The sequence below is a fragment of the Kitasatospora sp. NPDC051853 genome, from assembly GCF_044452665.1.
Classification (GTDB): domain Bacteria; phylum Actinomycetota; class Actinomycetes; order Streptomycetales; family Streptomycetaceae; genus Kitasatospora.
Genome location: NZ_JBITBY010000012.1, coordinates 55,796 through 76,805, shown reverse-complemented (window position 1 = coordinate 76,805; position 21,010 = coordinate 55,796). Strand labels below are relative to the sequence as shown.

The 21,010-nt window shown below is 73.1% G+C and carries 21 protein-coding genes; 12 read left to right on the top strand and 9 right to left on the bottom strand.

Annotated elements, in window-relative coordinates:
- Positions 1-432, bottom strand: coding sequence for a VOC family protein (locus tag ACIA8O_RS30785; protein ID WP_396297263.1), 432 nt, complete (start codon positions 430-432; stop codon positions 1-3).
- Positions 433-706: 274 nt separating this feature from the next.
- On the opposite strand from ACIA8O_RS30785, the gene ACIA8O_RS30780 reads away from it, so the two are divergent.
- The 3 genes from ACIA8O_RS30780 to ACIA8O_RS30770 all read left to right on the top strand — a co-directional run bounded on the left by ACIA8O_RS30780 (position 707) and on the right by ACIA8O_RS30770 (position 4,467).
- Positions 707-1,975 (top strand): family 16 glycosylhydrolase, encoded by a 1,269-nt coding sequence (locus ACIA8O_RS30780; RefSeq protein ID WP_396297262.1) that lies wholly within the window; start codon positions 707-709, stop codon positions 1,973-1,975.
- 93 nt (positions 1,976-2,068) lie between these two features.
- The gene (locus ACIA8O_RS30775; RefSeq protein ID WP_396297261.1) at positions 2,069-3,757 is read left to right on the top strand and encodes a beta-1,3-glucanase family protein; all 1,689 of its coding nucleotides are present in this window, start codon (positions 2,069-2,071) and stop codon (positions 3,755-3,757) included.
- Between the two features lie 110 nt (positions 3,758-3,867).
- Positions 3,868-4,467, top strand: a complete 600-nt coding sequence (locus tag ACIA8O_RS30770; RefSeq protein ID WP_396297260.1) for a CGNR zinc finger domain-containing protein — start codon at positions 3,868-3,870, stop codon at positions 4,465-4,467.
- Between the two features lie 23 nt (positions 4,468-4,490).
- Here the strand turns inward: ACIA8O_RS30770 and ACIA8O_RS30765 are convergent, their stop codons facing one another.
- From ACIA8O_RS30765 to argB, 4 genes are all read right to left on the bottom strand, one after another.
- Positions 4,491-5,405 (bottom strand): hypothetical protein, encoded by a 915-nt coding sequence (locus ACIA8O_RS30765; RefSeq protein WP_396297259.1) that lies wholly within the window; start codon positions 5,403-5,405, stop codon positions 4,491-4,493.
- Between the two features lie 86 nt (positions 5,406-5,491).
- Entirely contained in the window at positions 5,492-6,727 is a 1,236-nt protein-coding gene (locus tag ACIA8O_RS30760) for a cytochrome P450 (protein ID WP_396297258.1), read from the bottom strand.
- Entirely contained in the window at positions 6,720-9,884 is a 3,165-nt protein-coding gene (locus ACIA8O_RS30755; protein WP_396297257.1) for an amino acid adenylation domain-containing protein, read from the bottom strand. Before ACIA8O_RS30755 ends, ACIA8O_RS30760 begins: the two co-directional genes overlap by 8 nt.
- Positions 9,885-10,145: 261 nt before the next feature.
- Positions 10,146-10,997 (bottom strand): acetylglutamate kinase, encoded by an 852-nt coding sequence (argB, locus tag ACIA8O_RS30750; RefSeq protein WP_396297256.1) that lies wholly within the window; start codon positions 10,995-10,997, stop codon positions 10,146-10,148.
- 185 nt (positions 10,998-11,182) lie between these two features.
- Here argB and ACIA8O_RS30745 point away from each other — a divergent pair, with 185 nt between their 5' ends.
- The gene (locus ACIA8O_RS30745; RefSeq protein ID WP_396297255.1) at positions 11,183-11,641 is read left to right on the top strand and encodes a hypothetical protein; all 459 of its coding nucleotides are present in this window, start codon (positions 11,183-11,185) and stop codon (positions 11,639-11,641) included.
- A 67-nt stretch (positions 11,642-11,708) separates the two neighbouring features.
- Here ACIA8O_RS30745 and ACIA8O_RS30740 read toward each other — a convergent pair whose 3' ends face one another.
- Positions 11,709-12,377, bottom strand: a complete 669-nt coding sequence (locus ACIA8O_RS30740; protein WP_396297432.1) for a hypothetical protein — start codon at positions 12,375-12,377, stop codon at positions 11,709-11,711.
- Positions 12,378-12,870: 493 nt separating this feature from the next.
- Between ACIA8O_RS30740 and ACIA8O_RS30735 the strand changes: the two genes are divergently transcribed.
- Complete coding sequence (locus tag ACIA8O_RS30735) at positions 12,871-13,446, top strand: hypothetical protein (protein WP_396297254.1); 576 nt, start codon at positions 12,871-12,873, stop codon at positions 13,444-13,446.
- Between the two features lie 108 nt (positions 13,447-13,554).
- Here the strand turns inward: ACIA8O_RS30735 and ACIA8O_RS30730 are convergent, their stop codons facing one another.
- Positions 13,555-14,346, bottom strand: a complete 792-nt coding sequence (locus ACIA8O_RS30730) for a hypothetical protein (RefSeq protein WP_396297253.1) — start codon at positions 14,344-14,346, stop codon at positions 13,555-13,557.
- Positions 14,347-14,639: 293 nt separating this feature from the next.
- On the opposite strand from ACIA8O_RS30730, the gene ACIA8O_RS30725 reads away from it, so the two are divergent.
- On the top strand, positions 14,640-15,500 hold the full coding sequence (locus ACIA8O_RS30725) for a hypothetical protein (protein WP_396297252.1): 861 nt from the start codon (positions 14,640-14,642) through the stop codon (positions 15,498-15,500).
- Positions 15,501-15,563: 63 nt separating this feature from the next.
- Here the strand turns inward: ACIA8O_RS30725 and ACIA8O_RS30720 are convergent, their stop codons facing one another.
- On the bottom strand, positions 15,564-15,902 hold the full coding sequence (locus ACIA8O_RS30720) for a hypothetical protein (RefSeq protein ID WP_396297251.1): 339 nt from the start codon (positions 15,900-15,902) through the stop codon (positions 15,564-15,566).
- 366 nt (positions 15,903-16,268) lie between these two features.
- On the opposite strand from ACIA8O_RS30720, the gene ACIA8O_RS30715 reads away from it, so the two are divergent.
- The 4 genes from ACIA8O_RS30715 (at position 16,269) to ACIA8O_RS30700 (ending at position 19,054) form a co-directional block, all read left to right on the top strand.
- The gene (locus tag ACIA8O_RS30715) at positions 16,269-16,415 is read left to right on the top strand and encodes a hypothetical protein (RefSeq protein ID WP_396297250.1); all 147 of its coding nucleotides are present in this window, start codon (positions 16,269-16,271) and stop codon (positions 16,413-16,415) included.
- 99 nt (positions 16,416-16,514) lie between these two features.
- Entirely contained in the window at positions 16,515-17,036 is a 522-nt protein-coding gene (locus tag ACIA8O_RS30710) for a hypothetical protein (protein ID WP_396297249.1), read from the top strand.
- 100 nt (positions 17,037-17,136) lie between these two features.
- The gene (locus ACIA8O_RS30705; RefSeq protein ID WP_396297248.1) at positions 17,137-17,661 is read left to right on the top strand and encodes a hypothetical protein; all 525 of its coding nucleotides are present in this window, start codon (positions 17,137-17,139) and stop codon (positions 17,659-17,661) included.
- A gap of 178 nt (positions 17,662-17,839) precedes the next feature.
- Positions 17,840-19,054, top strand: coding sequence for a beta-ketoacyl-[acyl-carrier-protein] synthase family protein (locus ACIA8O_RS30700; RefSeq protein WP_396297247.1), 1,215 nt, complete (start codon positions 17,840-17,842; stop codon positions 19,052-19,054).
- 55 nt (positions 19,055-19,109) lie between these two features.
- Here ACIA8O_RS30700 and ACIA8O_RS30695 read toward each other — a convergent pair whose 3' ends face one another.
- Complete coding sequence (locus ACIA8O_RS30695; RefSeq protein WP_396297246.1) at positions 19,110-19,691, bottom strand: DUF4240 domain-containing protein; 582 nt, start codon at positions 19,689-19,691, stop codon at positions 19,110-19,112.
- Between the two features lie 299 nt (positions 19,692-19,990).
- On the opposite strand from ACIA8O_RS30695, the gene ACIA8O_RS30690 reads away from it, so the two are divergent.
- On the top strand, positions 19,991-20,392 hold the full coding sequence (locus tag ACIA8O_RS30690) for a DUF4259 domain-containing protein (RefSeq protein WP_396297245.1): 402 nt from the start codon (positions 19,991-19,993) through the stop codon (positions 20,390-20,392).
- A 56-nt stretch (positions 20,393-20,448) separates the two neighbouring features.
- On the top strand, positions 20,449-21,010 hold a 562-nt coding region (locus ACIA8O_RS30685), incomplete at its 3' end, for a hypothetical protein (protein WP_396297244.1).

The window sequence follows — 21,010 nt, the reverse complement described above, 5'->3', positions numbered from 1 at the left end:
TCAGCGCTCGGAGAGCTCCGTCGGCGCCTCCTGCACGGTCCAGCCGTTGCCGTCGGGGTCGGTGAAGGAGAGGAAGGAGTTCCACTCCCCGCCCTTGCCGTCGGCCCAGCCCGTCTCGCCCAGGTGCCTCACCGGGGTCACCTCCACGCCGCGCGCGACCAGCTGGGCGTGGGCGGCCTCGATGTCGGTGACGCAGAGCTGGACGCCCTGGAGGCTTCCCGGCGCCATCCCGCCCGACGCGGGCGCACCCGGCATCCCCGACATCATCACGACCGAGCAGCGCGAGCCGGGCGGGGTGAGCTGGATGATCCGCACCCCGGGCGCGACCTCACTGTCCAGGTCGACCTTGAAGCCGACCTTCTCGGCGTAGAACTCCTTGGCGCGGTCCAGGTCGGTGACCGGGACGGGGACGACCTCGAGGGTCCAGTTCACGGCGGCTCTCCTTCTCGTGCGGGCGGTCCGGCCCACCGTCCCGCAGACCGTACCCGGAGTGCACGGCGAAACGCCGGGCCATCCGGCGAGAAAGCGCTCTCAAAGCAACAGAAGCACCCACCGTCGCACCCGAACTGACGGAGATTCACAGCACAGCAGGTCAGAGCCCTGCGCCTGACATTGCCATGACGACCACCCCTCCGTACCATTCAGGCGAACACGGCAAGGCCACGTCATTTCAGAGAGCGCTCTCACCCCCACAGAGAGGCCATCCATGGCTGCCACACTCCGCAGGCCCCGCCGCCTGCTCGGCGTCCTGCTGCCCGCACTCGCCGCCGTCCTCGCGCTGGCCGGCCCCACCGCGGCCCGCACCGAGCCGGCCCCCGTCACCGCCGCCCCGGCGGCCGCCGCCGCGGCCGTCACCACCTGGGCGGACGAGTTCAACGGACCCGCCGGGGCCGCCCCCGACCCCGGCAAGTGGACGATGGAGACCGGGGGTTCGGGCTTCGGCAACCACGAGCTCCAGTACTACACCGGCGGCAACGCCAACGCCGCCCAGGACGGCCAGGGCAACCTGGTGATCACCGCCCGCCGCAACACCAACACCAACCTCGGCTGCTGGTACGGCACTTGCCAGTACACCTCGGCCCGGATGAACACCGCGCAGACCTTCACCCAGGCCTACGGCCACTTCGAGTCCCGGATCAGGATCCCGCGCGGGCAGGGCATCTGGCCCGCGTTCTGGATGCTCGGCAACGACCTCGGCTCGGTCGGCTGGCCCAACAGCGGCGAGATCGACATCATGGAGAACATCGGCCGCGAGCCCTCCACCGTGCACGGCACCCTGCACGGCCCCGGCTACTCCGGCGCCGCCGGTCTCGGCTCCGCCTACAGCCTGCCGAACGGCCAGGCCTTCGCCGACGCCTTCCACGTCTTCGCCGTCGACTGGAGCCCCGGCTCCATCACCTGGTCGGTGGACGGCCAGGCCTACCGCACCCGCACCACGGCCGACACCAACGGCAACCGCTGGGTCTTCGACCACCCGTTCTTCCTGATCCTCAACCTGGCCGTCGGCGGCGACTGGCCGGGCAGCCCGGACGGTTCCTCCACCTTCCCGCAGACCATGACGGTGGACTACGTCCGCGCCTCCACCTCCAACGGCGGCCCGACCCGCACCGGCCAGATCTCCGGCATCGGCGGCATGTGCGTGGACGTGGCCGGCGGCTCCAGCGCCGACCGGACCCCGATCCAGCTGCACAACTGCACCGGCAACACCGCCCAGCAGTGGACCACCGGCGACGGCACCGTCCGCGCGCTCGGCAAGTGCCTGGACGTCGACGCCGCCAACAGCGCCGACGGCACCGCGATCCAGCTCTACACCTGCAACGGCACCAACGCCCAGCGCTGGAGCATCAACGGCGACGGCACCATCCGGGCCCTCGGCAAGTGCCTGGACGCCGCCGGCGGCTCCTCCGCCGACGGCACCCGGCTGATCCTGTGGACCTGCAACGGCGGCGCCAACCAGCGCTGGACGCTCGGCTGATCCACCCACCCCCCTCGGGCTCCCTGCCCCCGCCCGCAGCGTCCACCCTCCGCCCTCTTCCCTCCCCCACGCGAAGAACGGACACCGCCACCCATGACGTCCCGTCACCACCGCCCGCCGCTCTCCCGGCGCGGCGTGCTCACCGCCGCCGGCGCGGCCCTCGCCGTCCCCGCCCTCGGCGGTCTGCTCCGCTCCACCGCCTCCTCCGCGAACGCCGCCACCACCCCCACCCTGGCGCTGGACCTGGCCAACACCACCGGCAGCAACACCGTCTACGCCTACGTGGTCGGCCGCGACCCGTCCGCGGGCGGGAGCTGGGCCTTCCTGCGCTCCGACGGCGTCTCGCTGTACCGCCCGCCGAACCCGCCCGCCAACCAGACCCCGCTGGGCGTGGACTGCGCGATCGCGCTGGGCGCCTCCGGCGCCGGGCCCCGCCGGGTCACCCTGCCCCGGCTGGACAGCGGCCGGATCTACTTCTCGGTCGGCGCCAAGCTCACCTTCCTCATGAACGTCGGCGGCGGCCTGGCCCTGCCCTCGGTCTCCAACCCGACCGACCCGAACATCGACGTCCGGCACGACTTCTGCGAATTCACCTACAACGCGGACCAGTTGTACGCCAACATCACCTTCGTCGACATGGTCGGCCTGCCGATCTCGTTCCGCCTGGAGACCGGCCAGGGCACCCAGACGGTGGCCGGCCTGCCCACCGACGGCCTGGCCCGGGTGGCCGCCGCGCTGCGCTCCCAGTCCGCCGCCGACGGCTCCGACTGGAGCCGTCTGGTCGTCACCCGGGGCGGCGGGGACCTGCGCGTGCTCAGCCCCAACCTGGCCATCCGGGGCAACACCTCCCTCTTCGCCGGGTACTTCGACTCCTACGTGGACCAGGTCTGGAGCAAGTACCGCACCACCGACCTGCGGATCGACACCCAGTTCACCTGGGGCACCGTCACCGGCCGGGTCTCCGGCGAGACCCTCACCTTCCCGGGCGTGGGCAGCTTCGGCCGCCCCTCCACCCTCGCGGTCTTCTCCTGCAGCGACGCGCCCTTCACCACCGGCAACGACCTGATGGGCAATCTGAGCGCCCGCCTGGCCGCCGCGTTCAACCGCACCACCCTGCTGGACAACGCGCTCCAGCCCACCAACGAGAACCCGGCCGCCTTCTACACCAAGCCGCGCACCAACCACTACGCCCGCATCCTGCACTCCACCACCGCCGACCGGCTCGGCTACGCCTTCCCCTACGACGACGTGCACCCCTCCGGCACCGACTTCGAGGGCAAGGTCCAGTCGGGCGACCCGCGGCTGTGGACCATCACCGTCGGCGGCGGCGCCACCGGCCCCGGCCCGTCCCCCAGCCCCACCCCGACCGGCGGCACCGTCAGTGCCTTCTCCACCGTCCAGGCCGAGTCCTTCCGGGCCCAGAACGGCGCCCAGGTGGAGGCCTGTTCGGACACCGGCGGCGGCTCGGACGTCGGCTGGCTGGCCAACGGCGACTGGCTCCGCTACAGCCTGGACTTCGGCTCCACCGGCGCCACCCGCTTCTCGGCCCGGGTCGCCTCCGGCGCCGCCGCCGGGGTCAGCGGACTGGTCCAGGTCCGCCTGGGCAGCCCCACGGCCGCCCCGGTGGGCAGCTTCGCCCTCGCCAACACCGGCGGCTGGCAGGCCTGGCGCACCGTCCCGGCCGACATCGCCCGCACCACCGGCGTGCGCGACGTCTACCTGACCTTCGACAGCGGCCAGCCCGCCGACTTCGTCAACCTCAACTGGTTCACCTTCTCCTGACGCCCCCTCACCCCGGCACCCCGGCCGGACGCCCCGCTCCCACCCCTCGGGAGCGGGGCGTCCCCGGAGCGCCCTTCTCATGGGTCGTGGCCGTCCCTACCATGAGAACCATGAGAGTCGACGAGCTTCCCGGCGGTGGGGCGCCACTCCTCGGGGAACCCCTCCCGATCGAGCTGGCCAACACCACCCACGCCGTGCGCGGCCGCCTGCTGGACGGCCTGGACACCGCCGAACACCTGGCGGCCTGGCTCCGCGACACCCGCGCGCGCCTCAGCGAACCCGTGCCCGACCACGCGCTGCTCGCCCTCGGCCCCGCCGAGCTGGAGGCCGCCCGGCAACTGCGCGACGCCGTGCGTCAGTTGGCCGCGGCCGCCGCCCACCGCACCCGGCCGCCGCAGCAGGCGCTGGACACCGTCAACCAGCGGATCCGCGCCGCCCCGCGCTGGCGCGAGCTGAGCTGGGACGCCGAGGCGCCCGCCGCCGTCCCGCGCAGCTCCGGGTCGCCGGTCGGCACCGCGCTGGCGGAGCTCGCCCAGCAGGCCGTGGACCTGTTCAGCGGGCCCGAACTGCCACTGGTGACCGCCTGTCAGGGCCCGGGCTGCGTGCTCCACTTCGTGAAGGACTCGCCGCGCCGGGGCTGGTGCTCCCCCGCCTGCGGCAACCGGGCCCGGGCCGCCCGGCACTACGCCCGCACCAAGCAGGCTGGCTGACGGCGGCCCGGCCTCCTCCGGGGTCAGCCGCAGTGGGTCCAGCCGCTGGTCCAGCTGGTGCCCTGGTAGGAACCGCCCCACTGGACGCAGGTGTCGGGCGCGCGCTTGACGACCGGGCCCGCGTAGGAGGCGAAGTTGCCCGGGTTGCTCCCCGACGCGCCGCCCTTGACCGCCAGCGTGGCGTTCATCGGCACCGGGCCGGCCGGCTTGTTGACGACGGTGGTGACGCAGTTGTCGCCGGTGGCGGACTTGTAGAGCAGGTAGATCGTGGCACCGCCGAGGCTGTGCGAGTCGATCACGTTGAACCCGCTCCCGCAGATCTCCACCGGGGTGTAGGACTTGCCGGGGCTCTGGGTCGGCGTCGGGGACGGCGGCCTCGCCGAGGTGGTACCGGGGGCGGGCTGCGTGGCGGGCGGCTGCGGACCCTGGGTGGCGGCGGGCGGGGTCGGCTGACCGGGCGCCGTGGTCGCCGGCCGGGTCGGGCCGGCCGAGGTCCGGCCGGGCCCCGGGGCGGAGGGCGCGGCGGAGGTGCCCGGGGCCCCGGGGGAAGGGACGGCCTCGCCGCTGGCGGGGGCGGAGGCGGCCGGTGAGGCCTCGCCCGGCGCGGTGGCGGACGGGTCCCCGGTGGGTGACGACTCGTCGGCCACCGGGACGGAGGCGGTGTCCTCCCCCGCCGCCACCGGACGGCCGCTGCCGCCGCTGCCGCCGTCCTTCGCCGCCTGGCCCTTGCCGCCACCGGGCAGCGCGAGCGCCACCATGCCGCCGACGGCGGCAGTCGCGACCACGCCGACCGCCACCGCCCGCAACTGCTTGCGGCGTCGGCGCTGCTCCTCGTGACGGTCCGCCATGGCCTGCCAGTCCGGCTCCGCCGTGGTGGTCACCACAGTCACCACCGGCTCGCCGATGCCGTCCGGCCATGATCCCCGTTGCTCCGTCATGGCCCGAAATAATAGAACACCCGTCAGTTCGCCCAGGTCCCTGGCCCTTTGAAGAGCTTGTGCGGACCTCGTGAACCCGTCCGCGCCTACACCGCCGTGAGGGCCACCGGCAGGGTGTCGTAGGCGGCCACGAAGTTCGACGCCCGGCGGGCGGGCGTCCCGGTCACGGCGATCGACTCCACCCGGGCCAGCAGGGCCTCGAAGACCAGCCGCAGCTGACTGCGGGCCAGCGCCGAGCCCATGCAGAAGTGCTTGCCGCTGGTGAAGGCCAGGTGCGGGTTGACCGCCCGGTCCACCCGGAAGGAGTCCGGGTCGTCGAAGACCTCCTCGTCGCGGTTGGCGGAGGGGATCCAGAGGCAGAGCAGCTCGCCGGGCTCCAGCGCGGTGCCGGCCAGCCGGACGGGCCGCAGCACCGTGCGGGTCAGGTGCAGCGGCGGCGTGGTCCACCGCAGCACCTCCTCGATCGCCCGTTCCAGGTGCTCGGGGTGGCGGCGCAGCCACTGCCACTGCCCGGGGTGGGCGGCGAAGGCGGCCACCCCGGCGGCGAGGGTGTTCTTGGTGGTCTCGTTGCTGCCGATCGCCAGGTTGAGGCAGTTCAGCAGCACCTCCTCCCGGGTCAGCCGGTCCCCGTCCAGTTCGGCGTCCAGCAGCCGCCGGACCAGCCCGTCCTCGGCCAGCTCGCTGTGGTCCAGCAGTCCGGCCAGGTGCATCAGCAGCTGCCCGTTGGCGGTGGCGGTGGAGCGCCGCCGCACCGTCAGGTCGCCCACCCCGGGGTCGTGTTCGCCGAGCGAGCCGCAGACCGCCCGGCTCGCCCGGTCGGCCAGGGTCGCCCACTCCCCTTCCGGGAGGCCGAGCAGCATCCCGGCCGCGGCGGACGGCACCCGGGCGGCGACGGCCCCGACGAAGTCGGTCTCCCCGTCCCGGACGGCCCGCTCCACCCAGCCCTCGACCCGGTCCCGGAGCAGCCCGTCCACGGTGCGGGCGGCCGAGCGGTTCAGCCCGCTGCTGACCAGGCGGCGCAGCCGCTGGTGGCGCGGCGGGTCGGTGAGCTCGATCATCCGCCCGGCCGCCGGGTCCCGTTCGCCGAGCGAGGTGTCCAGGGTCATGCCCCACTCGGAGCTGAAGCCCGTCGCGTCCCGCAGCACGGTGTCGACGTCCCGGTAGCGGGTGACCGAGAGGAACGGCGGTGCGCCGTCGCGCTCCTGACGGTGCAGCGTCCCGCTGCGGCGCTGCTCGCGCCAGAGCGCGTGGGGCGGGTCCGGTAGGAAGGCCCTCGGGTCCGACAGGTCGGTGGCGGGCCCCGCCTCGAGGAGCTCAGACACGGACGGCCCCCTCGGCGACCCGGCTCCCCGCGCTCGCGGCCGCGGCCCGGCGGGCCGGGTCGGCCGGGTCGGGGATGAACCCGGAGGCGTGGAAGTAGCCGATGTAGGCGTCCAGCAGCGCGGCGTCCACCGGCGGGCAGCTCAGCCCGCTGCCGACCAGGTCCCGTTCGATCCGGGCCCGGTCGAGCCGGGGTGAGTACCGAGCGGTGGCCAGCTCCTCCACCGTCACCCCGCCGCTGCCAGAGGCCTCGGTGGTGAACAGCGGGGCGAACGGCGCGAACGGGTGGTCCGGGCGGTCCGCCAGGTGGTCCAGCAGGGCGTCCACCCAGCCGTGGTAGCCGATGGTGCGGACGGCGTGGCCGTGTGCCCGCAGCCGCTCGACGAAGTCGGCGAGCATCGCCTCCCGCGGGTTGGTCAGGTGGTAGGTCTGTCCCTCGGCGGGGTGACGGGTCGCCAGGTGCACCAGCGCCCCGGCCGCGAAGTCGACCGGCACCAGGTTGAGCGGCAGGTCCAGCTCGGGCGCGAGCCCCAGCTCGGCGATCACCCGGAAGAACTCGCAGAGCGCGGCCGCGCTGTTCCAGGTGTACGAGGTGGTGTCCCCGGAGATCTCGTACGGGCGGTGCACCGCCACCGGCAGCCCGGCCCGGCCCGCTCCCCGCACCAGCTCCTCGGCCACCCACTTGGACTCGGTGTAGCCCATGGAGAGCAGCTCCACGTGGGAGAGCGGGGTGGTCTCGGTGACCTCCCGCAGGCCGGCCGCGCCCATCCCGTGCACCACCGCGACGGTCGACACGTGGTGCAGCGGCACGGCCCGCCGGGACGCCAGCCGGACGACCTCCCGGGTGCCGTACACGTTGGCGGCGCGCAGCTTCTCGTACGGGTAGAGGAAGTTGACCTCGGCACCGCAGTGGACGACCAGGTCGGCGCCGTCGGCCTGGTAGTCCCACTCCAGGGCGCTCAGGCCCAGCCGGGGCAGCGTCAGGTCGCCGAGCACCGGGCGGACCCGGTCGGCGGGCAGCGGGCGGACCCGGTCGGCGGGCAGCGGGCGGACCCGGTCGGCGGGCAGCGGGCGGCCGATGCCGTAGCGGAGCTGGGCCTCGGCCAGGCGCCGGTGGGCGTGGTCGGTGTCGCGGGCCCGGACCAGCACGTGCACCTGGGCCTCGGTGCGGTCGAGCAGTTCGCGCAGCAGGTAGGCGCCGAAGAAGCCGCTGGCGCCGGTGAGCAGCACGTGCTGCGGTCTGCGCCAGACGGGGTGCGGAGAGCCGGCGATGACCGTCGGCCGCTCCCACGCCAGGTCCGGCCGCCAGCGGTCTCCCTCCTTCTGCACCGTCCCTTCGACCCCCGGCCCTCCCGTCGCCGACGTCTCCGTGGCCACCTTCTCGACCGCGGCCGTGAACGCGCTCGGCAGCGGCTCCGCCAGCAGTTCGGTCACCAGCCGGAAGTTGTGCCGGTCGTCGATGCCCAGTTCCTGCTGCACCCGGGCCACCAACTGCACGGCCAGCAGCGAACTCCCGCCGGCCGCGAAGAAGTCCGTCTCCTCCTCCCCGCCGTCGGCGGCCCGCGCACCGGGCAGCAGCACGGCCCAGACCCGGGCGACCGTCTCGGCCACCGACTCCCCGTCCGTCCGCGCCCGTTCGGCCTCCGCCGCCGGGGCGGGCAGGGCCGAGCGGTCCACCTTCCCGTTGGGGGCCAGCGGCAGCCGGTCCAGCACGGTGAGGGTGGCGGGAAGCATGAAGGCGGGCAGCCGCTCGGCCAGGTGCGCCCGCAGCCCGGCCCGGGTGACGGCCGCTCCGGCCCGCACCGCCGCGTAGGCGGCGAGGCTGCGGGTGGTGCCGTCCTCGACCGCGACGAGCACCGCGTCCGTGACGTCCGGGTGGGCGGTCAGCGCCCGGCGGACCTCCTCGGGCTCGATCCGGAAGCCGCGCACCTTGACCTGGTCGTCACGGCGCCCCCGGTACTCCAGCGTCCCGTCGGCCCGCCGCACCACGAAGTCCCCGCTGCGGTACAGCCGTTCGGCGCCCTTCCCGTCCGCTCCCCCGACGGTGAGGAAGCGGCGGGCGCTCTCCTGCGGGTCGTTCAGGTAGCCAGTGGCGATGCCCCCGCCGCCGATGTGGAGCTCGCCCTCCTCGCCGTCGGCGGCCGGGCTGCCGTCCTCGCGCAGCACGTGGCAGACGGTGTCGGCGATCGGCCGCCCGATCGGCACGCCGCTCGCGCCGTCCGGCACCTCGGTGACCAGCTGGGCCGTGGCCACGCAGGCCGCCTCGGTGGGGCCGTAGGCGTTCACCAGGTGCTGCGGACGGCCGAGTTCGAGCACCCGCCGGGCGGCGTCGGCGCGCAGCGCCTCGCCACCGGTCAGCACGTAGCGCAGCCCCGCGAAGGTCTCCGGCCGGTCCTGGGCGATCCGGTGGAAGATGCTGGTGGTGAGGAACAGTGCGGTGATCCCGCGCTCACGCACCACCCGCTGCAACTCCGCGGCGGAGAGCAGCACTTCGGAGGCGACCGGCACCAGGCAGGCGCCGTTGAGCAGGGTCGGCCAGAACTCCAGCACCGAGGCGTCGAAGGAGAGCGTCGCCGCGTGCAGCACCCGGTCGCCGGGGCCCGGCTCGAAGAACCCGTTCGCCACCGCCAGCCGGGCCACCCCGCGCTGCGGCACCGCCACGGCCTTCGGCCGCCCGGTGGTCCCGGAGGTGAACATCACGTACGCCGCGGCCCCCTGCCCCCTCGGCAGCTCGAACGCCTCTCCTCCTTCGGACTCCTGACCGGCCGTCAGCACCTCCTGGTACCGCAGCACCGGCACCGCCGCCCCGGCCAGCCGTCCGGCCCCCGGCAGCCGGACCACCGCCACCGCCCCGGCGTCGGCCACCATCCCGTGCACCCGCTCGGCCGGCAGCCCGGCGTCCACCGGCAGGTAGGTCGCCCCGGCGTACGCCACCCCGAGCAGCGCCGCACAGGCCTCCGGTCCGCGCTGCCCCACCACCCCGACCACCGCACCCGGCCCGATCCCGGCCGCGGCCAGCCCACGGGCGAACCGCTCGGCCAGCACCCCGAGTTCGGCGTACGTGTACCGGGCATCCGGGCCCTCCACCGCCGTCCGCCGCGGATGTGTGCGCACCTGCTCCGCGAACAGCTCAGCCAGTGATCTGCTGTACGTCGTCATCGCTCGTGCCCCTTCGGCAGGTCCCGCACCTCGATCCCCCGAACGCCGGGAGCGTAGGGCGGGACCGCCGAGAGTGACGAGCCGTCAGGCAGCTGCTGCGGAAGGAAGAACGTGCAGGTCAGAGGCGGCCCCAGCCACCGAAGCGGAATCACACTCCCCCAAGTAGACCCTCACGAACGCCCATCTGGCACCCGGGCGATCCGTTCAGTCAGCCCACGTCTCCTCTCAACACCCTTGATCTGTCGAACATGTGACGTGACATCAGACCGGCACGGGAACGGCGACGGGCTCGGGCAGGACCAGGGTGCCGCCGCAGTCCGGTGCGAAGGCGTCGAGGAGGCTGTGCGGCACCCGACCGTCCATGATCCGGGCAGCCGGGACACCGGAGCGGACGGCGTCCAGGCACGCCTCCGTCTTGGGCAGCATCCCGGAGCTCAACCGCGGCATCAGCTCGGCGAGCTGGCCTGCGGTCAGCCGGTCGATCACCGTGGAGGGGTCCGGCCAGTCCGCGTACAGCCCCGCCACGTCCGTGAGCACCACCAGCAGCTCCGCCCCCAGCGCCACCGCCACCGCCGCCGCGGCGGTGTCCGCGTTGACGTTGTAGACCTGCCCGTCCAGGCCCCGGGCGATCGAGGAGACCACCGGGATCCGGCCGTCCCCGACCAGCGCGCAGAGCAGGGCCGGGTCGACCGCCATGACGTCGCCCACCAGTCCGATGTCCACCTGCTCCCCGCCCACCACCGCGTACCGCTTCACCGCCGTCATGGTGTGCGCGTCCTCGCCGGTCAGCCCGACCGCGAACGGCCCGTACTCGTTCAGCAGCCCGACCAGCTCCCGCTGCACCTGACCGGCCAGCACCATCCGGACCACGTCCATGGTCTCCGGCGTGGTCACCCGCAGACCGGCCGTGAAGCTCGACTCCAGCCCCAGCCTCTCCAACTGCGAGCTGATCTGCGGCCCGCCCCCGTGCACCACCACCGGGCAGAGCCCGGCCTCCCGCAGGAACACCACGTCCTGCGCGAACGCCGCCTTCAACTCCTCGTCCACCATGGCGTTCCCACCGAACTTCACCACGACCACGCGGCCCCGGTAACGCGACAGCGACAACGGCACGGCCAGCCTCCTACGGTTCACGACACACGGCACGGGCGGCCCCTTTTATCCCGCCGCCGGATGAAGCCCGGTCGGCGCCGCCCTGACACCGAGGTTCGTTCTCCCTGAACAGACGGAGCCCGTCCCCCGCGTCCCCCGTCCTGAGTACCCTCGAACCGTCGGTTCCGCGGTCGGGGAGGCCAGAGTTGGGACGTTCGTGGCGTTGGTTCGTGGCGGCCGGGGTGGTCCTGGTGGCGTTCGCCGTTCCGGCGGTGGTCTGCGGCGTGTGGGTGCTGCCGCCCCTGATCAAGGACGTGGCCGCCCGCTGGGCGGTGGCCACCGCGGTCGGCGCGGCCCTGGCCGCACTGGCCGTCCTCTGGGGCCAGAACTTCGCCTCCCCCACCCGCCCCACCACCCCCTCGGTCACCGCCTCGGGCACCCGCGCGATCGCGGTGGGCGGCTCCGTCACGGGGGCCGTCCTCTCCACCGGCGACCACACCACACCCCCACCGCCGGCCCCGCCCGCCCCGGCCGCTCCAGCCACCCCCGCCCCGCCTCCGCCCCCGGGATCGGTGACCGCCTCCGGCGACCGCTCCATCGCCATCGGTGGCGACTTCAACGGCACCGCCACCACCGGAGACCACCCGGGCGGCCCCACCCCGTGAACCAGCCGGACCCCCGCGCGCCTACCTACGCCTGCTCACCTCCGACCCCGAGGCCCAAGGCCCCTGATCAGAGCTGTCCGTCAAAGCGGATCGAGCCCACAAGGCCGTGGTAGACGTGAGCCTCGAGGCACTGTGGGGCGTCCAGGCTGACGGCTTCGCCCCGGTAGAGGGCGATGAGTGAGTCCTTGCCCCGCCACCAGGAGTCGGTCAGGCCCTGCACTTCGGGCACCGGTGCGTAGCCCTTGAGGTCAAGGGAGTCGACGGCCTTTCCGGTGATCCGGGTGACGGTCCTGGCCCAGCGGCGCGCGTGGGCGGCCAGTGCCAGCGACTCCACCCAGCCTTCGGTGCTGGCATGCAGCGGCGTCCAGCGGTAGCCGTGGATGCCGAACTCGCCGTCGGGGCCGAGCAGGAATCCGTAGGCCGTGGAGCAGTGGAAGTCTCCGGCCGGGATCCACCAGCCCTCGGCGGCCGAGCCTTCCGGAACGTCCGCGCCCAGGACGCGGGGCCCGCTCTCGTAGAACGGTGCCGGGGGCAGCGCGAGGCCGCCCCATCGCGCCTCGTAGGCCACCGCGCGATTGATCTCCGCAGTCGGAACGCCGTGCTCGGTCCAGGCGTCGCGGTACCGCTCGAGGTCCCGTCGGGAGACCTGCACGCCCTCCGTCTCGACGAACCTCCGGGCCCTCGGGGTCAGACCGGTCGGTGCGACCGGGACGGGCGATGCGGGAGTGGCTGCCATCATGGCGCCGGACTCTACTTTCCAGGCTGCGGATGTCGGTACTGGTTTCAAGGCCCGGGCCATGGCCGGAGCCAGGGGCGACTGATCATTCAGAACGAGTTCGGGTCTGGGGCATGGCAGTTGGGGGACTGAGGCGGCAGAGGGCTCCTGGCCGGCCGCCCGTGGATGACCGTGCCGCGCTTCGTGGCATCGAGTGCGTGCTGTGCAAGGGCGTGAGCCGGCGGGACGTGCCAGCGGGGCGGACCGGGCCCGGATCGCCGCCGAGCACGGCCCGGTCCGCCCGGTCAACCACCGGGCGGAGGGTGTTGTCGCCCGCCGCGGCTGACGCGGCCTCAGATCGCCAGCAGGAAGCGCACCAGACGGGCAGCGCGCAGGTCGGCGCCGCCGTACTGCCTGGCTCTCCTACGCGGCCGCGAGTGCTTCGCCGGGGCCGGGGCCGGGGCCGGGCGGCGGACTTCGGCGGACGTCAGCGGCCCTGGCTATCGTCGTTGCCATGGACTCAAGCGATCATCTGCTCGACCTCATCGAGAGCAGGCCGGACATCTACGGGCTGCTGCGGGCGTCCTTCGAGTTCGACGTCGAGCGGAAGGGGTGCGGTGTCGGCCTGAGGCTTGCCTCGGGCGCGCCGTTGGAGCCGATCGCAGGGGATTTCACCGGCGGGGCGTACTTCCTTTGCCCTGAGGAAGGCGGTCGCCGAGCGGTGGTGTTCGCGAGCTCCGAAGGGGAGGGCGGTCTGATCGCCGACGACCTGGCGGACGCGCTGGAGATCATCGTCGGGCTGCAGTGGCGGGACTGCCTGAGCTTCTCCGGGGCCGGCGACCCGGAGGTCATGCTGGCGTCCGCCCAGCAGCTTGAGGGGTATCTGACCAGGGACAACCCGGAGGTCGCCGAAGAGCGCGCTCGGGTGGCTGCGGCTCTGTCACTGCGTGTCCTACCTGCCCCCGACCTGGTCACCCGCCTGCACAAGGCTGCGGCCAGGACTGACTACGTCGTGGCAACCGACGACGGGGATGTCTACGGCCCGCTGTTCGGCGAGTACCCGGAACCGCGGCACGGTGGCTGGCGCTGAGTCGGACGAGTACCGATCCGTTCGAGGCGCCGACCGTGGCGGCTCCGCTGGTGTCCGAGAGCGGGTCCGCACCCCGTCCCGCTGAGCCGGGCCGTCGGCGCGGTGGCGTCACTTCGGGGCCCGGACGGGGACGGTGGGCCCGAAGTCGCTCAGGACCACGATGTTGCGGGCCTTCTTCATGGAGGGAGCAGCGGTGAAGCTCTGCTCGAAACGGATCACGTGGCCCTTGGCGTCGACCCACACGTCGTACGTCATCTGCTTGCTGTTCATGGCGAGCAGTGTCTTGTACGTCTCCTGGTCGACGGTGCCGACCTGATCGGTCGTCAGCCGTCCCGACAGGTGGTGTGCGGGCACACCGCCCTGCTGCTCGATGCCCTTGCGTGCGCCCGGACCGCCCTGGAGGAGGAGCTGGGCGAACAGCGCGTAGTCACCGGCAGTGGAGCTGCCGCCGACTGCCGTCTGCTGCCACGTGCGGTCGCCGTTCTTGGAGAGGTCGCGGGTGTAGGTCGTGCCTCCGACCCGGACGACCTCCATGTCGACGGCCCGGTCCTGCGGAACCACGTCACCCGAGCGGACCCGCAGCATGCCCTTGTCGGGGGAGTTGAAGTTCAGTCGGCCGGTCATCGTCTGCGCGACCTGGTTGTCCATCGTGGCCGATATCTCCACCTGGGCCGAGTACGGGGCCGTTCCGGCGGCCTTGAGCACCTCGGCGACGTCGAACGCCTCCGTGGCGGACGGCGAGGGCGACGCCACGGCCGGCGCGGACGTGGCGACGGTGGCCGCGGGGGCGCCGTCGGAGGTGGTTGCGCCCTGGCCTGGGGCGGCGCAGCCGCTGAGGACCGCGGCACCGGCGACCAGCAGTGCGGCAGCGCCGAGACGAGCACGTCGTTCTATGAGCACGATGGATTTCCCTGGAGAAGCAGCTTTGGTGACGAGTGATCATCTCCGACCTTGCGAGTGATGTCCAAAGCGTTGCGAGCGTGCGAGTACTGACAGGCAGGCGGTCCTGCACGACTGGGGAGGTCGGCGCGTTCAAGCAGGTGAGTCGGTGAGGGCGGGCGCGGAACGGTCTTCCCGAACGACGGACCGCCGGTCGGCCACCGTGCACGAGCCCGAATGCACCTCGGTGCGGCGGGCGCCGGCCGTAAGGTACCCGGAGTACGTACCGGCCCGGCCGCGAGGAGCCCGCACCCATGACCGCCGACCACCCCGCCCCCGCCTCCTTCGAAGCGGTGTTGGCGGGGGCGTTCGCCCTCCTGCTCGGCGACGAAGGCGGTGAGGATCCCGGCGCGCGCTACGGGGTCTTCCACGCCGACGACTCGCTGGACGAGTACCTGTTCCCGAACACCTGGTGCAGCGCGGAGCAGCTCGCCGATCCCGCACCGCGTGAACTCCCTTACGGGGAGGACGAGTACGTGCTCGGGGCGGCCGGCCGGCGGTTCCTCCCGGCGGAGAGCCTGTTCCGCTTCGACCCGATGCTGCTGGACGGCACCGGCCCCTGGGGCGAGGACGGCCACAAGGGGCCCCGGCCGTTCGACGCCGACTTCGCCGCGGCGGTCCGGGCCGCCGGGGTGGAGCCGGAGGAGGACGGCGAGGTGCTGGTCCGCGGCACCGACCTGGCCGTCCTGCTGGCCCGGCACGGGGTCGACCTGGCCTCCGTCGGCGCGCTCAACGGCTGGCTGGGCGTGGTGCTGCGGGTCGCCACCGACGGGACGCTGACGGACGCGATGCGCGCGGCCACCTTCACCACCGGCGCCCCGGCCGACTGGGCTCCGCTTCCCGGGGAGGAACGGGAGTCGACCGCCGCCGAACCGTGGCAGGAGGCCCTGGCCGCCGTCCCCGACCCCGTCCTCCGACAGCGACTGCGGCACCTCAGCCGCACCCCGCAGGACGCCCGCTCCCGCGGAGCCCGCTACCGCGCCGCCGACGCCTGGCCCGCTGCCACCGACGCCGTGGCGGCCGGGGGCCATCTCCTCCTCGCCGCCTGGGAGTTCGGCGAATGCCAGGCCGGCACGGTGGTCGTCCGCCTCGCCGGTCCGGACGCGGCGGTATAGCGCAGTACGGCAACAGCCCCCGCAGAGAACCACCCCTCGCCTGGCCGGACGCCTGACGAAGCACTACTGGTCGACGCTGAACTCCTCGGCGACGATCTCCACCGTGCTCGGGCCGGTGATGGTCAGCCAGTGCAGCACGGAGCAGTTGTTGTGGTGCTGGAGAAGGTGGTGGGCCTCGACCGGCCACGGGCCGTACCGGGGCAGTTCCCGCACGACCACCTGGTCCACGAAATCGGCGTCCGGGCTGCTGATGTCGGCTCTGGCGTGCACGATCCCGGCCAGGCGGAGGGTCACGTCGGTACCCTCCCCCGAACTCAGCACGACAACAGCCTCGCTGGGCTCCACATCGGTGCGCAGGACGACCGACGTCAACCAGTGGCCGCGCACGTGCTCAAGATTCACGGCCGCACACTACCCGCCGCCGGGCGGCCGACTCCGACAGCACTCGATCGAGTTCAGTGGTGTGCGAGAATCCACCGACACCTACGTCCTCGGGAAGTACACATGCCTCGCCGGTCACCGGGCGAGATCAGGTCCCAGCTGCCGCTGCGGAACACGAAGCACTCCAGGCGGACCGTCATACCAGGGCTGTCCGCCTCGGCGAACCGACAGATCGTCACATTCGAGCGCAGGCTGGGCCTACCACGGGGCGACGTCGCTCTCGCCTTCCGACGCTGGGCACTCCGGGCCGGCCGGCCCCGCAACGCCGAAGACCAGCACTACGGCTACGCGGATGTCCCCACCGGGCACATCCGCACGCTGCTCGAAGTGGCGGCCTGCAATCTGCGTCTCCGGGCCCGACGTGAACTGCGCGCCGCGCTGGCCCCCGTCGACGCCCGCGTCGTCCGCAGGACCGTCAACGACCCGTTCGCTCCCCACCACCTCCCCTGGTGGCAACGGCGCATCGAGATCTGATCCGCGGAGGACCGGCCACGTCCCCGGGGCCGCCGAGTCCCGGGGAGGTGGCCCGATATCCGGTCGACGGGTCCCGCCTCGCCGCTCTACCCTCACGCCGTGACGAACGAGGTGGAGACCGGCGAGGACTTCCGTGTGCTGCTGCGGCGGCTCATCGCGCGGTTCGAGGGCCTCGGCTCCGGTGCCCCGGAGGTCGACGACCTCCTGTTGCGCTGGGCCGGTCTCCTTCCCGACCGTGCCCCGGAGCCCGGTTGGCCGGGCCTGGCCGACCAGTTGCTCCGCGCGGTGGACGCCCCGTCGGCCGGGCACGCCGAGCCCGCGCCCCTGGCGGAGGAGCCACCGGTCGCGTCGTCCGGCGAGCTGCGCGTCCTGCTGCGAACGTTGGCGGCCGACTACGCCCGCGCGCGGGCCTGGACGCGGGACAGGGTGGATCGAGGGCTCTGGGCCGGTGACAGCAGCGGCTGGGCGAGCGGATCGACGGCTCGGTTCCTGGAGTCCTGGGAGTCCTGGCTCGGGGACAGCCTCGGCCGGCCCGCCAGGTTCCCCGGCACGCCACCGCTCGAACCCGTGAACTGGGCATCCGTGGCGTGGCAGCTCGGCGCGGCCCGCGTCTACGAGTGAACGGGTGCCGACCGGCCCGTCGCGAAACCCCGACAGAGCGTCATCCTCCCATCCGGACAGGCCAGTTCGGCTGTCGGCGAGGGCCACTACAGTGCCGTGCATGCGATCACTGATCTCCGTCATCCGCCAGGACGACGACCTCGCCGACTTCCTCTCCTGGCCCGGCGACCTGGACCTCGACCACGGTGACCACGTCGAGGAGGTGCACCTGGCGTCCGGGGCGGCCTTGGAGGGCTTCGCGGGTGACGGTGCCGGGGGCACCTACTACTTCTGCGGTGACGGCGGCGAGGAGCGTCCGGTGCTCTACGCCGACTCCGAGGGCCAGGCCGCCCTGCTCGCGATCGGGCTGCCGGAGTTGCTGCAACTGCTGCTCGTCGCACCGTGGTGGCGCGACTGCCCCACGCTCACCGCCGAGGAGGGCGCCGAGCGGGCCGCCGAGTACCTGGAGGACATGCCGGACCTGGAGGTGCGCCGGGACCGGGCCGCCGCCGCGCTCGGCCTCACCCTCCCGACCGAGGCCGAGGCCCTGACCCGCTTGCGCGAGGTCGCCGTCGGCGCGGGGGCGGACTACGCCCTGGTCTTCACGCCGGAGGGCACGGTCTACGAGCCGCTCATCGCGTTCTGAGCCGACCGGGCGACTGTCCGGCGGCTGACACGGGCAAACGTCGGAAACCTACAAACCGTCAGGGCGGGACGCGGTAAGGAAGAACACCAAGGGACGAACTGCGGCTTGGCAGAGTGGCGTTCGGCCGGCGAAGAACTCGCCCGTCGGCCTGTGTCACCCCTACAGAAGGAGCCTCGCCATGACCGTCCTCGAAGACGTGCTCGTCACCGGCCTCGGCGCCACCACTCCACTCGGCGGCGACGTGCCGACCACCTGGGCCGCGATGCTGGCCGGGCAGTCGGGGATCACCGCCATCGAGGAGGAGTGGGCCGAGGGCTTCCCCGTACGGATCGCCGGGAGGCTGGCGGTGGAGCCGTCCACCGTGATGGACCGGGTGCAGGCCCGGCGGTTGGACCGGTGCGAGCAGGTGGCGCTGATCGCGGCGCGGGAGGCGTGGGCCGACGCCGGGTCGCCGGAGGTGGATCCGGAGCGGTTGGCGGTGGTGATCGGGACGGGGACGGGCGGAGCGCTGACCCTGCTCGGGCAGCACAACGTCCTCCAGGACAGCGGTGTCCGCAAGGTGTCGCCGCACACCGTGCCGATGCTGATGGCCAACGGCCCGGCCGCCTGGGTGAGTCTGGAGCTGAACGCCCGGGCCGGAGCCCACACGCCCGTCTCGGCCTGTGCCTCCGGGGCCGAGGCCATCGCCCTCGGGCTGGACCTGATCCGTCTCGGCCGGGCGGACGTGGTGGTGGCCGGCGGGGCCGAGGCCTGCATCCACCCGCTGCCCCTCGCCGGGTTCGCCCAGGCCCGCGCGCACTCCACCCGCAACGACGAACCCGCCGAAGCCTCAAGGCCGTTCGACCTCGGGCGGGAGGGTTTCGTGATCGGGGAGGGCGCCGCCGTGGTGGTGCTGGAGCGGGCCTCCTTCGCGGCCGCCCGCTCCGCCCGGCGGCACGCCCGTCTGGCCGGGGCGGCCGTCACCTCCGACGCCCACCACATCACCGCCGGGCACACCGACGGCCAGGCCAGGGCCATCCGCCGGGCGGTCGCCGAGGCCGGGCTGACGCCCGCCGACATCGCGCTCGTCCAGGCCCACGCCACCTCCACCCAGCTCGGCGACCTCACCGAGGCCCGCTCGATCGCCACCGCGGTCGGCACCCACCCGGCCGTCACCGCCGTGAAGTCGATGACCGGTCACCTCTTCGGCGCCGCAGGCGCGTTGGGTGCCCTGGCCACGGTGCTCTCGCTCCGCGACGCCATCACCCCGCCCACCGCCAACCTCACCGACCCGGACCCCGAGATCCCCCTGGACATCGTGACCGGCAAGCCCCGCGAGGGGGTCCTGACCGCCGCCCTGGCCAACGCCTTCGGCTTCGGCGGCCACAACGTCAGCCTGGTCCTGACTCCCTGACGGCCCGCCACCCGCAGCCGGCCGGACTCCGGCCCCGGCTTGCTGCGGGTGCCCTTCAGGAGTCGACCCCCACGGGGAAGAGGGCGTCGAGCCGAGGCGTCCCGGCCCTCACCGTGGCTCCGACGGTGTCGTCGATCTCCTCTTCGGGCCCCGCCCACGTCTCCTGAAGGGCGTTCAGGGCCTCGTAGAACGCCTCCTGGCAGTCGTCCTCCTGCCCCGTCAGCTCGTCGAACACCTCCCCGGCCACGTAGTCGAGCTCCTCCCACTCCGGCCACTCGTCGTCACGCCACTCCCGCAGGTCCCGTCCCACCAGGGCCCGTACCTCGGCGACGTCGGCGAGGGCATCCGGATCGGCGAGCACCGCGTCGTACGTCCCTCGCCCTTGGGCCACCAACCAGAGCGCGAAGTAGTCGAAACCGTCGTCGGAGCACAAGCCCCCCTCGATCCGGTGCACCGCCCGCCACAGCGCGGCCGTGCCGACCACCGCGCACGCCGACTCCAGGCGTGCCTGGAACTCCACCGCCTCCGCGGCCGGCCTGCGCCGCAAAGTCCCGCGCAGCCACTCCAACCGCTCGTCCCGGCCACCCGGCCGGAGGCTCAGCTCGTCCATGAGTGCCCAGAAGGTCCTGTCGTCCATGCCGGACAGGATGACGACCACCACTGACACCCCCTGCACCGCTCGACCGGGCTGACGCGAGCTCAGGTCGGTGGCAGGTCCGTGCCCAACAGCGCCCGCGGCGAGAGCCGCGCAGGCTTCGGCGAACAGCGTCTCGCCCCGACCGTGAGGATCCTCTGCATCCGGTGTCATACCGCCGTTGACAGCAGGCGCCTGCGACACGGCCACGACCACCGGCGGGCGGAGCGGCCCGGCGGCGGTGTCACCCTCGCCTGGTTCGATGACCCGAAGACACGGCACCACCATCGGGAGGGCACCTCATGGGTACTTGGGGCAGCGGGAACTTCGAGAGCGACGCGGCACTCGATCACCTGTCCATCGTCGTCGACCGGCTCGTCAGCGAGGTCGCCGAGGCGATGGCCGACGATCCGGTCGCCATCGAACCCGATGAGTACTGGGGTGTTGCCGTGCCGTGCAACCTGGAGCTGCTGCACGTCCTCGCCCAGGCCGGCTACGCCCGCGACGACCTGCCCGAAGCCGAGGTGATCGAGGGCTGGAAGAGGACGTTCATGGCCGTCTGGGAGCGGACCATCGACGGCCTCGAGCCTTCACCGCGCTTCAAGGACGAGCGGCGGGCGGTGCTGAACCGCACGTTCGACCAACTGATCGACGCCACCACCCGTCCCCCGGCGGCCGACCCGGTGCCAGGAACAGGAAGCTGAGGGCTGCCCCGTTCAAGCAGGTGAGTCGGTGCGGGCAGGCGCGGTACGGTTCTCGGATGGAGCTCCTGGACCCGGCCTGTCCGCTGCACGGGCCCGGCATCGACCCCTCGTCCTTGGTCGGCAGCCGGCTTGTCGAGGTGCTGGCGTCCTGGCATACGTACGGCGAGCGACCTGCCGACGGCCCGGTTGAGGTGTGGCTGATCGACGATCACGGTGGGTCTACCAACATCGCCAGCGGAACGGACTGGTGCCTCGTGGTCGAGTCCTCCGGGCCGGATGACGGGTTCGACATGGGCGACTGGGGACGGATCGACGTTCGACCCGTACGTGACGAGACCCCGTTCGCAGCCCACCTTGGCGAAGTCGTGCTCGACGTCCGGCAGGAGTGGGAGCCGGCGACAGGGCGTGTGGCGCTTGAGCTGGATTTCCGATCGGGCAGTGTCCGCTGCGAGAGCTGGAGCGGTGACCTTCGGGTCCTGGCCGTGGGGGGGGCCCCGGGCCCCCCCCCCCCCCACCCCAAACCAACAAAATTGAGTTGGTGGGGTTTTAAAAGCGGCGGAGCCCGCCGAAAAAACAACCCTGGCGCCGCGAGGCCCCAGCAACCCCGCCCCCCCCCCC